15 protein-coding genes are annotated in these 15,310 nt (G+C 65.2%); 11 read left to right on the top strand and 4 right to left on the bottom strand.

Annotated elements, in window-relative coordinates; translation table 11 throughout:
- Positions 1-104: 104 nt before the first annotated feature.
- Positions 105-1,325: an MFS transporter gene (locus GGR00_RS06860; RefSeq protein ID WP_184698746.1), complete on the bottom strand. Its 1,221-nt coding sequence runs from the start codon at positions 1,323-1,325 to the stop codon at positions 105-107.
- Positions 1,326-1,476: 151 nt separating this feature from the next.
- On the opposite strand from GGR00_RS06860, the gene GGR00_RS06855 reads away from it, so the two are divergent.
- The 8 genes from GGR00_RS06855 (at position 1,477) to GGR00_RS06820 (ending at position 8,899) form a co-directional block, all read left to right on the top strand.
- A complete protein-coding gene (locus GGR00_RS06855; protein WP_246441291.1) occupies positions 1,477-2,088 on the top strand; it encodes a TetR/AcrR family transcriptional regulator in 612 nt (203 codons plus the stop codon).
- 144 nt (positions 2,089-2,232) lie between these two features.
- On the top strand, positions 2,233-3,159 hold the full coding sequence (locus tag GGR00_RS06850; RefSeq protein WP_184698744.1) for a histone deacetylase family protein: 927 nt from the start codon (positions 2,233-2,235) through the stop codon (positions 3,157-3,159).
- Between the two features lie 3 nt (positions 3,160-3,162).
- Positions 3,163-3,414, top strand: coding sequence for an exodeoxyribonuclease VII small subunit (locus GGR00_RS06845; protein WP_055978295.1), 252 nt, complete (start codon positions 3,163-3,165; stop codon positions 3,412-3,414).
- An 84-nt stretch (positions 3,415-3,498) separates the two neighbouring features.
- On the top strand, positions 3,499-3,765 hold the full coding sequence (locus GGR00_RS06840; RefSeq protein WP_055978296.1) for a DUF2277 domain-containing protein: 267 nt from the start codon (positions 3,499-3,501) through the stop codon (positions 3,763-3,765).
- A 44-nt stretch (positions 3,766-3,809) separates the two neighbouring features.
- A complete protein-coding gene (locus GGR00_RS06835; RefSeq protein WP_184698742.1) occupies positions 3,810-4,730 on the top strand; it encodes a pirin family protein in 921 nt (306 codons plus the stop codon).
- A gap of 107 nt (positions 4,731-4,837) precedes the next feature.
- Entirely contained in the window at positions 4,838-6,751 is a 1,914-nt protein-coding gene (gene dxs, locus GGR00_RS06830; RefSeq protein ID WP_184698740.1) for a 1-deoxy-D-xylulose-5-phosphate synthase, read from the top strand.
- 136 nt (positions 6,752-6,887) lie between these two features.
- Positions 6,888-7,661: a TlyA family RNA methyltransferase gene (locus GGR00_RS06825; RefSeq protein WP_377863266.1), complete on the top strand. Its 774-nt coding sequence runs from the start codon at positions 6,888-6,890 to the stop codon at positions 7,659-7,661.
- Entirely contained in the window at positions 7,658-8,899 is a 1,242-nt protein-coding gene (locus GGR00_RS06820; RefSeq protein WP_184698736.1) for a class I SAM-dependent RNA methyltransferase, read from the top strand. The genes GGR00_RS06825 and GGR00_RS06820 overlap by 4 nt, the downstream gene beginning before the upstream one ends.
- Positions 8,900-8,918: 19 nt before the next feature.
- On the opposite strand, the gene GGR00_RS06815 is transcribed toward GGR00_RS06820, so the two are convergent.
- Together GGR00_RS06815 and tldD are read right to left on the bottom strand one after the other, a co-directional pair.
- A complete protein-coding gene (locus tag GGR00_RS06815) occupies positions 8,919-9,947 on the bottom strand; it encodes a DUF4274 domain-containing protein (RefSeq protein WP_184698734.1) in 1,029 nt (342 codons plus the stop codon).
- An 81-nt stretch (positions 9,948-10,028) separates the two neighbouring features.
- Positions 10,029-11,438, bottom strand: coding sequence for a metalloprotease TldD (tldD, locus tag GGR00_RS06810; RefSeq protein ID WP_184698732.1), 1,410 nt, complete (start codon positions 11,436-11,438; stop codon positions 10,029-10,031).
- 199 nt (positions 11,439-11,637) lie between these two features.
- Here tldD and GGR00_RS06805 point away from each other — a divergent pair, with 199 nt between their 5' ends.
- On the top strand, positions 11,638-13,149 hold the full coding sequence (locus GGR00_RS06805) for a S8 family peptidase (RefSeq protein ID WP_055978302.1): 1,512 nt from the start codon (positions 11,638-11,640) through the stop codon (positions 13,147-13,149).
- 89 nt (positions 13,150-13,238) lie between these two features.
- The gene (locus GGR00_RS06800; RefSeq protein WP_156381306.1) at positions 13,239-13,481 is read left to right on the top strand and encodes a hypothetical protein; all 243 of its coding nucleotides are present in this window, start codon (positions 13,239-13,241) and stop codon (positions 13,479-13,481) included.
- Positions 13,482-13,514: 33 nt separating this feature from the next.
- Here the strand turns inward: GGR00_RS06800 and GGR00_RS06795 are convergent, their stop codons facing one another.
- A complete protein-coding gene (locus GGR00_RS06795) occupies positions 13,515-14,027 on the bottom strand; it encodes an invasion associated locus B family protein (protein WP_184698730.1) in 513 nt (170 codons plus the stop codon).
- Positions 14,028-14,408: 381 nt separating this feature from the next.
- Here GGR00_RS06795 and coxB point away from each other — a divergent pair, with 381 nt between their 5' ends.
- Positions 14,409-15,275: a cytochrome c oxidase subunit II gene (coxB, locus tag GGR00_RS06790; protein WP_055978305.1), complete on the top strand. Its 867-nt coding sequence runs from the start codon at positions 14,409-14,411 to the stop codon at positions 15,273-15,275.
- The last annotated feature ends 35 nt before the right edge of the window (positions 15,276-15,310 follow it).

The raw sequence follows: 15,310 nt of genomic DNA, 5'->3' as shown, positions 1-15,310 counted from the left end.
GATGTCACCGGGGCGGAGATAACTGAGATTTCAAAGCCAGTCGAGCCGCCTGATATGGCGACTCGTTGGTGCAGCCGGAAGGGCATGCCTGAGAAAATGTTGGCTCATTCCGCTGCTTGTGGAGCAGCACGCGGCAACTCTACTTCGTGCTCGTCCGCGAGTGCTTTCTGACCCAGCAGGACGACTGCGAACGAGATCGTGCCGGCGGCCACGGAAACCCAGAAGCCGTTCTGCGCGCCGAAATTGTCGACGACCCAGCCGGCCACGAAGGCGCCCAGAGCCATGCCGATGCCAATGCCCGTCATCACCCAGGTGATGCCTTCGGTCAGCATGGCCTCGGGCACCCGCCGTTCGATCAGGCCGAAGGCCATGATGAAGGTGGGCGAGATCGCAATGCCGCTGGCGAAGATGGCGAGCGCGAGCAGGGGAACCGTGTCGGCGACCAGCAAGGGCAGCGTCGTCAGCGCGACGACGGCGATCGCCATGGCGAGCAGGCGTTGCTTCGGTGCCTTGAGGTTCAGGGCGCCGACGATAAGTCCGACGACGAGGGAACCGGCAGCGTAGACGCCGATGACGAGGCTGGCGGCGGTGGGTTGGCCGAGTTCCTTGGTGATCGCCACGGCGCTGATCTCGGCGGTGGCGAAGATCGAACCGACGAAGATGAGCGCCAGCGTGATGATCTGGACAGGGCGCAGCATGATCGCCGAGCCGCCGCTCGCAAGTTCGGGCGCCCTGACCCTGGGTTCGCTGGAGCGTTGCAGGATGAAGGCTGCCATGCCGAAGGCCAGCAGCAGCGTGCTGACCACCATGCCGGCTTCCGGGAACAGGGCGACGCTCAGGCCGACGGAAATCGAAGCGCCGGCGATATAGACCATTTCGTCGGCGACCGATTCAAAGGCGAAGGCGGTGTTGAGCTCGGGTCGGTCGCGGAAGATCTCGGTCCAACGGGCCCGCACCATGGCCGGCACGCTTGGCATGGCCGCGGCGAGGAAGGCCGAGACGAACAGCGTCCAGCTTGGCCAGTCATGGCGCGTCGCAAGGAGCAAGGTGGCGAAGGCGAGGACCGAGATGACCGTGGCGGGCACGGCCACGGCAGTCTGGCCGCGCCGGTCGATCAGGCGCGAGATCTGGGGGGCGGCAAAGGCATTGGCCAAGGCGAAGGTGGCGGAGACCGCGCCTGCCAGCCAATACTCGCCGTGCGTCTGCGACAGCATCGCGACGATGCCGATGGGCGCCATGGCGATCGGCAGGCGGGCGAAGAAGGCAGCCGCCGCGAAGCCCTTGGCCCCCGGGACACTGAAGATTTCACCATACGGATTGTGCATTGGAGCACTCCTGGAAATGCGAGGATGCGCCACTTACATACGCGGCGTATGTGAACGAAATAATTGCATACGCCGCGTATGTCAATTAATATACGTCGCGTATGCGAATAAATATACGCAACGTATGTGAGAGGCCGGCAAGGAAGTGGCGATGAAGACTGCGCACAAGCCGCGAAGCGAGATGGTTGCCGAAACGCGTGCCAAGCTGACGGCGGCCGCACGCCGGGCCTTTGCCACGGTGGGCTACGCCAACGCATCGATGGATGATTTCACCGCCGATGCCGGGCTCACCCGCGGCGCGCTCTATCACCACTTCGGCGACAAGAAGGGTCTGTTCGAGGCCGTCGTGGCCCAGATCGACCGGGAGATGTCGGTGCGTCTCAACGTCATCTCGGCCAAGGCCACGACGCGCTGGCAGGGTTTCGTCGACGAAAACATCGCTTACGTCGAAATGGCGCTGGAGCCGGAAATCCAGCGCATCATGCTGCGCGACGGTCCCGGAGTCCTCGGCGATCCGGCGCAATGGCCCAACGCCAACGCCTGTATCATGTCGATAACCACCAACCTCGCCGCGCTGAAGGAAGAGGGGGTCATCCGCGATATCGACCCGGAGGCCATGGCGCGGCTGATCAGTGGCGCTTCGCTTTATGCGGCGCAGTGGATCGCCAACTCCGATGACCCTGGCGCGACGTCGAAAAAGGCGGTGAAGGCGTTTCGCGCGCTGATGGAGGGACTGCTGGTGGACAACAAGTGCCCCGGCTGATGCCTGCATCCCGGTCCACGTGCGCCCCTGCGTCGGCACCGGGATTGCGTCGCGGTGTCAGGGTGCGTTGAAGCCCGCCTATTTTTCCCCAGGCTTCGTCGGCAATCACGTGGTCTGGCCGGCCATAGCTGATAAGGTGGGGCGATGACCACGCGGCTCTACACCCATCCGATCTATCTCGAACACCTGACGCCCGCCGGCCACCCCGAGCGGCCCGACAGGCTGCGCGCCATCCAGCGCGTGCTCGACGACGAACCGTTCGAAAGGCTCGACCGCGTCGAGGCGCCCGAAGGCGACGAGCAGACGATTCTCTACGTCCATCCCGAGCCTTTCGTCGAGGGCATCCGCCGGCAGGTGCCGGAAGAGGGGATGGAACGGATCGATGGCGACACCGTGCTGAGCCCCAAGAGCTGGCAGGCGGCGCTGACGGCGATCGGTGCCGCCAACGCGGCGGTCGACGACGTCTTCTCCAAGAAGGCCGACAACGTCTTCGTCGCTTCGCGCCCGCCTGGGCACCATGCCGAGAAGACCACGGCGATGGGCTTCTGCCTGTTCAACAACGCGGCCATTGCCGCGCGCTACGCCCAGAAGAAGCATGGCGCCGAGCGTGTCGCCATCGTCGACTGGGACGTGCACCACGGCAACGGCACCCAGGACATCTTCTGGGACGACCCGAGCGTTCTCTACTGCTCGACCCACCAGATGCCGCTGTTTCCGGGCACCGGCGCCAAGGGCGAGACCGGCGTCGGCAACATCGTCAACGCGCCGCTGTCGCCCGACACCGGCAGCGACCATTTCCGCGACGCCATCCGCTCGCGCGTGCTGCCGGCGCTCGACAATTTCGCGCCGGACCTGATCATCATCTCGGCCGGGTTCGACGCGCATCATCGCGACCCGCTGGCCGAGATCAACCTTACCGAAGCCGATTTCGACTGGGCGACGGGCCAACTGATGGACCGTGCCGCGCGGCATTCGTCGAACCGCCTCGTCAGCCTGCTCGAGGGCGGCTATGACCTTCAAGGGCTGGCCTTCTCGGTCGCCGCCCACGTGACCCGCCTCATGAAAGGATGAACCATGGCCGCTGAGCCCAATGACGAAATCAAGGCGATGAGCTTCGAGCAGGCGCTGGCCGCCCTGGAGAAGATCGTCGATGACCTCGAGCGTGGCGATGTGCCGCTCGACCAGTCGATCAAGATCTACGAACGCGGCGAGGCGCTGAAGGCGCATTGCGACCGTCTGCTCAAGGCGGCCGAGGACAAGGTCGAGAAGATCCGCCTGTCGCGCGACGGCAAGCCGGTCGGCACCGAGCCGCTCGACGCGGAGTGATCGGCGGCCGAATGGCTTGACCTTGCGGCACGTTGCGCCCAGTTATGGGGAACCCACACGGTTGATAGAACCCGGGAGCAGGCGATGTGCCGCAACATCAAGACATTGTTCAATTTCGAGCCGCCGGCGACGCATGACGAGATCCGCGACGCCGCCCTGCAGTTTGTCCGCAAGCTGAGCGGTTCGACCAAGCCGTCGAAGAAGAACGAGGAGGCTTTCACGCGGGCGGTCGACAGGATCGCGGAAGCTGCGCACGACATGCTGCATGAGATGGAAACCCACCAGCATCCGCGCAACCGCGAGGAAGAGGCCGCCAAGGCAAAGGCACGTTCGGCGCTGAGATTTGCCTGACACCAGTGGTGACAGCAGCGCTCCCGTAACTCTAGGATACCGTCATGAGCTTCTTCCCAGCCGCCGATCCGACCCCGGGTGACGCCTTTTCCTGCGACCAGATCGAACTGATGGTCGTGCCCAATGCAAAGGACATCGACGGCTTCGAGGTCCGTCGCGCGCTGCCGACGGCCAAGCGCCGGCTGGTCGGGCCGTTCATCTTCTTCGACCGCATGGGCCCCGCGATCCTGCGCGCCGGCCATGCCCTGGACGTGCGGCCGCATCCGCATATCGGGCTTGCGACCGTGACCTACCTGTTCGACGGCAAGATCAGGCACCGGGATTCGCTCGGCACCGAAATGGTGATCGCGCCGGGTGACGTGAACCTGATGACCGCCGGCCGCGGCATCGTCCACTCCGAGCGTACGCCCGAGGAGCTGCGCGGCGCGCCGATGTCGGTGTCGGGCCTGCAGACATGGCTGGCGCTGCCCGACGGCAAGGAGGAGGTGGCGCCGCTGTTCGAGAACACCGTCAGCGCCGACCTGCCGGAATTTGCCGCCGACGGTGTCAGCGGACGGCTCATCATCGGCGATTTCAAGGGCCTGCGCTCGCCGGTCCGGGCCGCCTCCGATACGCTTTACGCCGACATCTCGCTTGCGCCGGGGGCCAGGATCAAGATTCCGGCCGATGCCGAGGAACGCGCCATCTACACGCTGGGCGGCGAGATCGACATCCTGGGCGACCGCTTCCCGATCGAGCGCCTGCTGGTGTTCAAGTCGGGCGACGAGATCGTCATTTCGTCCGAGACCGGCGCACATTTCATGCTCTTCGGCGGCGCGTCGCTCGGTTCCAAGCGCTACATCTGGTGGAACTTCGTTTCGTCGTCGAAGGAGCGCATCGAGCAGGCCAAGAACGAATGGAAGACCGGCCGCTTCGATATCGTTCCCGGTGATGAAGAAGAATTCATCCCGCTGCCCGAGGGGTAGGATCGCCTTGGAAGCACGATCCTGGCCCGGCCGCGTCACCGCCGCGCATTTACTTTCCGGGTCGGCGGTCGTATCTGCCGTGGGTTAATGGATGTTAGTGCTGTTTGATGAACGCAAAACCTGAAACTCCCCTTCTCGACAAGGTCCGGCTACCGGCCGAACTGCGCGCGCTCGACGAGGCCCAGCTGCCGCAGCTGGCCAGCGAACTCCGGGCCGAGCTGGTCGACGCCGTGTCCCAGACGGGCGGGCATCTCGGCGCCGGCCTCGGCGTGGTCGAGCTCACGGTCGCGCTGCACTACGTCTTCGACACGCCCGACGACCGCATCATCTGGGACGTCGGCCACCAGGCCTACCCGCACAAGATCCTGACCGGCCGCCGCGACCGCATCCGCACGTTGCGGCAGGAGAACGGGCTTTCCGGCTTCACGAAGCGTGCCGAGAGCGAATACGATCCTTTCGGCGCCGCGCACTCCTCGACCTCGATCTCGGCCGGCCTCGGCATGGCCGTGGCGCGCGATCTCAACGGCGGCAGGAACAACGTCATCGCCGTCATCGGCGACGGAGCGATGTCGGCGGGCATGGCCTATGAGGCGATGAACAATGCCGGTGCGCTCGACGCCCGGCTGATCGTCATCCTCAATGACAACGACATGTCGATCGCCCCGCCTGCAGGCGCGATGAGCGCCTATCTGGCGCGCCTCGCCTCGGGCCGCACCTATGCCGGCGTGCGCGAGCTCGGCAAGAAGCTGACCTCCTATCTCGGCCGCCGCGTCGACCGCGCCATCACCCGCGCCGTCGAGCATGCTCGCGGCTTCGTCACCGGCGGAACGCTGTTCGAGGAGATGGGCTTCTTCCACATCGGCCCGATCGACGGACACAATCTCGAGCACCTGATCCCGGTGCTGAAGAATGTCCGCGACAACGGAACCGGCCCCGTGCTGATCCATGTCGTGACCCAGAAGGGCAAGGGCTACGCCCCGGCGGAAGCAGCCGCCGACAAGTATCACGGCGTCAACAAGTTCGACGTCATCACCGGCGCCCAGGCCAAGGCGCCGGCGAATGCCCCGAGCTACACCAAGGTGTTTGCCGAGAGCCTGGTCCAGGAGGCCCGCGAGGACGACAGGATCGTCGCCGTCACCGCCGCCATGCCGTCGGGCACCGGCCTCGACCTGTTCGGCGAGGCGTTTCCCTCGCGCACCTTCGACGTCGGCATCGCCGAGCAGCATGCGGTGACCTTCGCCGCAGGTCTCGCCACCGAAGGCATGCGGCCGTTCGTGGCTATTTATTCGACATTCCTGCAGCGCGCCTACGACCAGGTCGTCCACGACGTCGCCATCCAGAAACTGCCGGTTCGTTTCCCCATCGACCGCGCCGGCTTCGTCGGTGCCGACGGCCCGACCCATTGCGGCGCCTTCGACACCGCCTATCTCGCGTCGCTGCCCGATTTCGTCGTCATGGCGGCCGCCGACGAGGCCGAGCTGCGCCACATGGTGCGCACCGCGGCCGAGTTCGACGAAGGTCCGATCTCGTTCCGCTACCCCCGGGGCAATGGCGTCGGCGTCGACATGCCCGAGCGCGGGCAAGTCCTGGAGATCGGCAAGGGCCGGATCGTCAGGGAAGGCACCAAGGTGGCGCTGCTGTCCTTCGGCACGCGCCTCAAGGATTGCCTGCTCGCGGCCGAAGAGCTGGGCGCTGCCGGCCTGTCGACGACGGTGGCCGATGCGCGCTTCGCCAAGCCGCTCGACGAGGACCTGATCCGCCGCCTGGCGCGCTCGCACGAGGTGCTGGTCATGGTCGAGGAGGGGTCGGTTGGCGGTTTCTCCAGCCAGGTGCTCGATTTCCTCGCCCGCAACGGCCTGCTGGACAACGGCCTCAAGGTGCGTCCGCTGACGCTGCCCGACAGCTTCGTCGACCATGCCAATCCCGACAAGATGTATGTCGATGCGGGCCTCGATTCGGCCGGCATCGTGCGTGCGGTCTTTGCCGCACTCGGCAAGTCGGCCCAAGCGGCGCGCGCCTGATCGGGGCGCTTGCCTTCGGGGCGCGCATTCGCCATTGAAAGCCATGGAAACCTCGAGGCAAGGCCGCGCATCGGCCCGGAAATCGGAATCGATTTCCGGAAAGCACGATACGCAGGTTCAGGAAGTTGGAGCACCAGTGCGCGTCCAATCGGACGCGCAGCGCTCCGGAGCCAGCCTGCGGCTCGACGAATTGCTCGTCAGCCGCGGTTTTTTTGCCAGCCGCTCGCGCGCCCGCGACGCGGTGGGGCGCGGCGCCGTGACGGTCGACGGCCAGCCGGCGAAGAAGCCCGGACAAACGGTTGCGGTCGGTGTTGCCATCGAGGTCGACGATCCGGCGCAGGCCTATGTTTCCCGCGCCGCGCTGAAGCTGATCGCCGGGCTCGATCATTTCGGCTTCGATCCGGCTGCCAGCACGGCACTGGACATCGGCGCCTCGACGGGTGGCTTCACGCAGGTGCTGCTGGAGCGCGGTGCGGCCCATGTCGTGGCAATCGACGTCGGATACGGCCAGATGGACGAGAAGCTGAGGTGGGACCCGCGCGTCACCTGCCTCGAAGGCCTCAATGCGCGTCACCTGGCCGCTGACGACCTCGGCGGAAGGCAGCCGGACTTTCTCGTCTCTGACGTGAGCTTCATTTCGCTGCGTCTGGCGCTGCCCAACGCGCTCGACCTGGCAGCGCCGGGCGCAAGGGGTGTTTTTCTGGTCAAGCCGCAGTTCGAGGCCGGGCGCGATGCGATCGGCAAGGGCGGCCTGCTGAGGAATGCCGACGACGGCCCGCGCATTGCCGACGAATTGCGCATCTGGCTCGACGCCATTCCGGGCTGGCGGGCGCTCGGCATCTGCCCGTCGCCGCTCGAAGGCGCCGACGGCAATCGTGAATACCTGCTCGCTGGAGTGAAAGATCGATGACTGCACGGTTCGAGATTGCGCGGCTGGGCGCGCATGGCGACGGCGTTGTCGATGCCAATGGCGGCCACATCTTCATTCCCTTTGCGCTGCCTGGCGAGACGGTGACCGCTGCGCGTGAAAAGGATCGCGCGCAATTGCTCGCCGTGATCGAGGCCTCGCCACAGCGGATCGAGCCCGCCTGCCGCCATTTCACCGAATGCGGCGGCTGCGCCATCCAGCATCTCGAGGACCGGGCCTATCGCGACTGGAAGCGCGGGCTGGTGGCGCATGCGCTGAAGGCGAGGGGCATCGAAACTGCGGTCGGCGAGCTCGTCGCCTGTCCGCCGCACAGCCGCAGGCGCGCCGCCTTTACCGCCCGCAACACCGAGACCGGGATGCATCTCGGCTACAACAAGGCGTTTTCCCACACCCTCGTCGATATCGAGGAGTGCCCGGTGCTGCTGCCGGCCATCGTCGAGGCGGCGGGCACCCTGCGCCACCTCGCCGGCATCATCTCCAACACGTCGAAACCCTTCAGGTTCCTGGTCACCGCGACCGAATCCGGCTTCGACGTGGCCGCCAGCGATTGCGGCAAGCCGACCGAGGCGATCCGCCGCGCCGCCACCGATTTTGTCATCAAGTCGAAGATCGCCAGGCTTTCGATCGACGGCGAGATCATCGTCGAGCCGGTCAAGCCGATGCTGACCTTCGGCACAGCCACGGTGACGCCGCCGACCGGCGGTTTCGTCCAGGCTGTCGGCGAAGCCGAGCAGGCGATGGCCTCGCTCGTCACCGGCCATCTGCGCAAGGCCAAGAAGGTCGCCGACCTGTACTCCGGCAGCGGCACCTTTTCGCTGCGGCTGGCGGCAAATTCGGAGGTTCATGCCGTCGAGGGCGACGCGCCGGCATTGGCGGCTCTGGATCGTGGTTTCCGCTTCGCGTCGGGCCTGAAGCGCGTGACCGTCGAGCGCCGCGACCTCGATCGCCGGCCGCTGACCTTCAAGGAACTCAACGCCTTCGACGGCGTCGCCTTCGACCCGCCGCGCGCCGGCGCCGAGGACCAGTGCAAGCAGATCGCCCGCTCCGACGTGCCTTATGTGGCTGCGGTGTCGTGCAACCCGGCGACGCTGGCGCGGGATCTCCGCATCCTCATCGACGGCGGTTACGCATTGAAGAGCGTGACGCCGATCGACCAGTTCCTCTGGTCGCACCACGTCGAGGCGGTGGCGCTGCTGGAGAAGCCGAAGAAGCGGCGCTGAGCCCGCTCGATGCGAACGCCTAGGCGCGGTGGTAAAGCGTGTCGTCGTTGACCAGATAGGTCGCCGACATGGCATCGCGCCCTTCGAACGGTTGCGACAGGAGCCTGACCGGCATCGGCCATGGCACCCTCTTGCCGCGCTCGACCAGATCTCTCGCGCAGCGCAGCAACATGTCCAACGTGCCGGTCTGGTCGTTGTCGACGTTCACACAGGTCAGGTTGAAGCGCGACCGGGGATAGAGGCCTGCTTCCGATCGTTCGCAGATCGTCCGTGCTATCGACCAGTAGTGGCGATCCCAGCCGTCGCAGGCTTCGAGGGTCTCGTAACCGATATAGGCATCGGCATTGATCAGGAAGAGGGCCAGCGCCGCCGTCGCCCGATCGCAGTCGGGCTGGCTGACGATCCAATGCACGACCTTGAGCGTGTCTTCGTAGTCGTAGTTCAGGTTGGCAACCAGCAGATGCCAGAGATCGGGGGCGCTGTTGTCCGGCAGCCAGTCCAGCAATTCCGACACCTGCTTGAAACGGCGGGGAGGGGCCTCGCCGCGTTCCGCCGCCGCCGATGCCGTGGGCAAGGGCGGCCGCGGCGCCAGCGCCTTTCGAACTCTTTCCTGCAGCCTGTCGCCCTTGAATTGCTCCAGCGTCACGCGTGGCTCCTGGGCCGCCATTCCGCGCACCGATTCGAGGATCTTGCTTTCGATTGCCGACACCTGGCCGCAAGCCGCCTTGAAGGCCGGTTCGTCCAGAACGAGCGCTGCATGAACCAGTTCCGCCAGGCGCAGTTCCCGGCTCGTCAGGGCAGTCGGATCGACCGGCTCGTCATTGCCACGCACCTGCTGGATCGCCCAGGGGATGAGGAAGTCCGCGCGTGCTGCTGCGTCTGCTGCCTGCGGCGATCCTGCGAGCATGGTGGCGCCGCGCCGAAAGGCTTCGGGAAGCGCTGCCAGCGAGGTATTGGTCTTGCGCCGGCGATATGCCCGGTGAACCAACATCGCCGTGCTAACAGCAACGACAGCATACCAGAATTCGATCGGCAAGCTGTCAAGCATTCGGCAAGCTCCGGCGGCTGTGATGCCGCCGTTGCTATCATTCAATCATTGAATACTCGTTTAGCCTGGCAAGGTGCCTGACTAGACGCGCGTGCCGCCGACCGTCATCTGGTTCATCCTGAGATGCGGCTGGCCGACGCCGACCGGCACGCCCTGTCCGGCCTTGCCGCACATGCCGATGCCGGTGTCGAGCTTCATGTCGTTGCCGACCATGGTGACGCGGTGCATCGCGTCCGGGCCGTTGCCGATCAGCATCGCGCCCTTGATCGGCTGGGTCACCTTGCCGTCCTCGATCATGTAGGCCTCGGTGCAGCCGAACACGAACTTGCCCGAGGTGATGTCGACCTGGCCGCCGCCGAAGGAGACGGCGTAGATGCCGTTCTTGACCGAGGCGATGATCTCTTCCGGGGTCATGTCGCCCGAGGTCATGTAAGTGTTGGTCATGCGCGGCATCGGCTGGTGCGCGTAGGATTCGCGGCGGCCGTTGCCGGTCGCCTTCATGCCCATCAGGCGGGCGTTCTGGCGGTCCTGCATGTAGCCGACCAGCTTGCCGTCCTCGATCAGCACGTTGCGGCCGCTCGGCGTGCCCTCGTCGTCGACGGTGATCGAGCCGCGGCGCTCAGCGATGGTACCGTCGTCGACGACGGTCACGCCCTTGGCAGCGACCTGCTGGCCCATCAGGCCGGCGAAGGCCGAGGTCTTCTTGCGGTTGAAGTCGCCTTCGAGACCGTGGCCGACGGCCTCGTGCAGCATGACGCCGGGCCAGCCGGACGACAGCACGACGTCGAAGGTGCCGGCAGGGGCGGGGATCGCCTCGAGATTGACCAGCGCCTGGCGCAGGGCTTCCGAGGCGGCGGTCTGCCAGCTGTCCTCGGTCAGGAATTCATCGAAGCTCTTGCGTCCGCCAGCACCATAAGAACCGCTTTCCTGGCGGTCGCCGTCGCCGACGACCACGGCAACGTTCATGCGCACCAGCGGACGGATATCACGTACCACCTGGCCGTCGCCGCGCAGGATCTCGACATGCTGCCACGACGAGGCAAGCGACGCCGTGACCTGGCGGACGCGCGGATCCTTGTCGCGCAGCCAGGCGTCAATTTCCTGCAAGAGCTTGGCCTTGGCCTCGAACGAGGGGGAGGAGATCGGGTTTTCCTCGCCGTAGAGATGGCGGTTGGTGCGTGCAGGGGCGGCGGCGAGCGTGCCGGAATAGCCGCCCTTGACCGCGGAGACGGCGTCGGAGGCACGCAGCAGGGCCGCTTCGGACAGCTCGCTGGAATGGGCATAGCCGGTGGCCTCGCCGGCGACCGCGCGCAGGCCAAAACCCTGGTCGGTGTTGAAGCTGGCCGTCTTCAGCCGGCCATTGTCGAACATCAGCGCCTCGCCCTCGCGGTATTCGAGGAACAGCTCGCCATCGTCGGCGCCCTCGATCGTATCGGCGACGAGCTTGCGCACGCGGTCTTCGGTGATGTCGAACTGGCTGACGAGGTTCATGGCAGGGATCCCGGAGAGGTTTGAACCTGATGTAGGGCGGCTTGGCCGTCATCGCAATCGTTAGCCTGATGCGGAGTGGCGAGGGACGCCATGCCTCGTATCCAGGCCTACAAGCTAGAGATGTGTAAATTGAGAAATACAATCAATAAGAGTATTCTGGCCGCTGCGCTCAATCAGATCGCGCCAAATGGGGGAGCAAATGGAAGAGTACGTCTTTATTCCCGATCAGCGCTCCAGCGGCGAGGATGTGGTGGTCGCGCTGGAGAAGGTGGTGGCCATTGATACGGAACTGGATTTTCTGGCGGCTCCGGCCGGAGGCATAGGTTTCGCACTGCCGGTAACCGTCAGGCCCATGCCCGTGGCCGATGAGCTGACGACACGTGGCTTGGAGGTTCTGGAAGTCGTTCCGCAAAGCGGCGTCACGCTGGTCAGGACATCGATCGTGGGACCGGCGCCGGCCGCCGTGGGTGGAACCTTCCATCCCGTGGTGAACTACACGATGGCCGTGGCGGATGTTCGTGTCGGTCGTCTTCGCCTGACCGGAAGCCTCGGTCCGTCCGGGGCCGAGTTCTTCAGCATCGCTCTCCAGTCGGCCGGTAACGGCAATCCCGTCAGCAATGCGGTTGCGACATTGGGGCTGAAGAACGGCGGCCAGCAGCTGACGGCCGTTTCGGACAGCGCCGGCATCGTGAGATTCGGCCTGAGGGCACCGGCGGTGATGGACGCGATGCTTGCCGTCGAGCCTGGCTTTGCCGGACATTGGGGACATTTTCGGCGAAAGGCGGACCTGCCGTCGGGCAGCGTCATCGTGCTGGATCCAATCGATCTGACGAGCGCAGCCGACAGCCTCCGGCATTTTCTTCCGCCCGGACCTGCAGGCAGCGGCAAAGGCGTGGTGGTCGGGGTCGTGGACAGCGGTGTCGATCGACATGTGGACCTGCCCAACGTGGATGGCGACGAAGATTCGTCGATCGGCCACGGCACGCATGTCGCAGGCATCATCGCCGGCAATGGCGCGAACGGGTACGGCGGTGTTGCGCCGGGCGCGCGCATTCGCAGCTACCGGGTGTTCGATGACCCGGACACAGGTATCGCCAGGAATTTCGAGATCCACCGGGCGATCGAGCAGGCCGTTGCGGACGGATGCCATGTCATCAACCTCAGCCTGAAGTTCGAGCGGGACGCCAATCCGAGCCAGGACGATCGCGTGCTGTCGCTGGCAATCGAGAATGCGGCAGAGCAGGGCGTCCTCGTCGTTGCCGCGGCCGGCAACGACTTCCGGCGCTTCGTGGCGTTTCCGGCACGGCACCGGGATGCCATTGCCGTTTCGGCGCTTGGCTGGGAGCCCGGCATGCCCGCCAATGCATATGACCGCTGGACGTTGTCGAGCGACCGCGGAGACCCCGATCGCGACGATTTCTTCGCCAGCTTTTCCAACGAGGGGCATGCGCCGACGAGGATAGACCTGATCGGGCCGGGGGCAGGCGTGGTTTCCACCGTGCCGGGCGACCGATATGCGCCGATGAGCGGTACGTCGATGGCATGTCCGGCAATGACGGGTGCGATTGCGCGGATGTTGTCGGCCAACCCCGCCATCCTTGCGATGCCGGGCAACAGGGCTCGCCACCAGGCCATGAGGCAACTGGCGTTCGCCAGCCTTCGCAAGCATGGGTTTGGCGCAGTCCGCGAGGGCGGCGGCATGATCATCTGACGGCTGCCCGCCCGGTTGCGCTTGCGAAGCGGCGCCCTATATCCTCGGGCGACGATCCGAGGCCGATCGTGACGCTGGAGTGCTCGCGCGTGGAAAAGCTGGTTCTGATCATTGGCAAGGCTGCGAAGGACGCAGCCCAAGTGGCAAGCGAGATCGACAGCCTGCCCGGCATCTCGGTGACGTCGCGCTCGCGGTCGATGATCGATGTCGAGGTGTCCGAACCTGCGGCGACCGAGGCTCTGCGCAGCTATGCCAGCCAGCACGGCCTCGAAGTCGAAACGATGCCCGAGGCCCAGTTGATGGAGCCGATCTCGCCGTTCAAGCCACGTTGAGGCGCTGGCGCGGCAGCGCCGTGCCGCTCCGCATCAGGGCAGCGCGGCGAAGCCTTCGCCAAAGCCGTTGAGGTCGACCGGGATGCCGATGCCTTCCTCGGGCGTCTGGAAGACGATGAAGGTGGCGGCCTTGCCGGCCTTCAGCGTGTCGAGCAACGGCTTGTCGAGGATCACTTCCGCATAGCAGCCGTCCTGGAAGCAGCGCACGAAATAGGCGCGGCCGATGTCCTTCTGGTCGACATTGAGGCCAAGGCCGTTGGGCAGGAGCACGCCGAGCGGCGCGAGCACGCGCAGGATCTCGGCCTTGTTGTCGGCAGTGCGCAGGATGACCACCGAGAGACCCATCTCGGGGCGGTCCTCGGCGATGACGTTCTGCATCATCACGCATTGTTCGTTGGTGGCGCCCGCAGGCGTGTCGCAGATGATCGACCACGCGCCATGGGTGGACTTGACCGTGCCGCTCTGCTGCGCGCCGGCCTGCATGGGGGCCAGGCAGACAGCGGCGACCAACACCTTGGCCAAGGTTTTCAAAAGCCCAGACTTCATGACGGCTCCATTGCGAATCACGACAATTTAGGTCGTGCCGGCAGCTAGTAAATAACAAGAGGGCGCCTTCGCCATCCCGCAATCATAGGTTTTCCAGACATTCGAGTTCAATTTTGCTCGAATTGCGACGACTTTTGAGCGCGTGCCAGCACCCTGCGGGCGGCTGGCCCACCCTGATGCGTCCATCAACTAGCGCCAAACGGGCCCAAGCGCCAGCCTTGCCGCCTGCGCGCAAAAATGCCGCATGAGTTCCGCCTCTGCTTCCTTGCGGTTACAAAGAGAGTATGGTTTGAACCTCCGAACGTCTCTGGGATTCCCGTCCCGGAGCGGCACGATGTCCTTGCGGCCAAGACCGCATGGAAATGGGAGATACAGAGGGTGATGAGAAAAATCCTTGCTAGCGCCGTCGCGGCGACTGCTTCCTTTGCCAGCGCCGTGGCCTATGCGGCGCAGCCGGTAGAGTGGCAGACCACATTCCAGCCGGCCGCGACCGGCATCATGGAGCAGATCACCTGGTTCGAGCGCTACACGCTGTGGTTCATCGTTCCGATCACGCTCTTCGTCCTGATCCTGCTGGCCTATTGCATCATCAGGTTCCGGGCGAGCGCCAATCCAGTGCCGTCGCGCACCAGCCACAACACGCTGATCGAGGTCGTCTGGACCGTCGGTCCGGTTGTCATCCTGCTGTTCCTGGCCATCCCGTCCTTCCAGCTTCTGACCGCGCAGTATTCGCCCGTCGAGGAGCCGAAGCTGACGATCAAGGCGACGGGCAACCAGTGGAACTGGGATTACGAATACCAGACGGAAGAGCCGCTTTCGTTCAACGCGGCGATGCTCGCCGAGGGTGACCGCGCGGCTGCCGGCAAGGAAGACAAGGGTGCCTATCCGCGCCTTCTCGCCGTCGACAACGAAGTTGTCGTTCCAATTGGTCAGGTCGTTCGCGTGCTGGTCACCGCATCGGACGTGATTCACGCCTTCGCCATGCCGGCCTTCGGCATCAAGGTCGACGCCGTCCCGGGTCGCATCAACGAGACCTGGTTCAAGGCTGACAAGGAAGGCCTGTATTACGGCCAGTGCTCCGAGCTTTGCGGCAAGGACCACGCCTACATGCCGATCGCAATCCGCGTCGTCAGCGACGCACAGTATACGACGTGGCTGGCTGCCGCGAGGACCGACCTGCCGGGTGCCAACAAGGCGCTGATGGCTGAGACGGACGGTGCGGCCAAGGTCGCGGCCGCCGGCAACTGAGCCGCGGCGAAATAGGATCAGGGAACGGAGCGGAA

It is taken from the genome of Aminobacter aganoensis (assembly GCF_014206975.1).
GTDB lineage: Bacteria > Pseudomonadota > Alphaproteobacteria > Rhizobiales > Rhizobiaceae > Aminobacter > Aminobacter aganoensis.
This window is presented reverse-complemented; position numbering and strand designations above follow the sequence as displayed.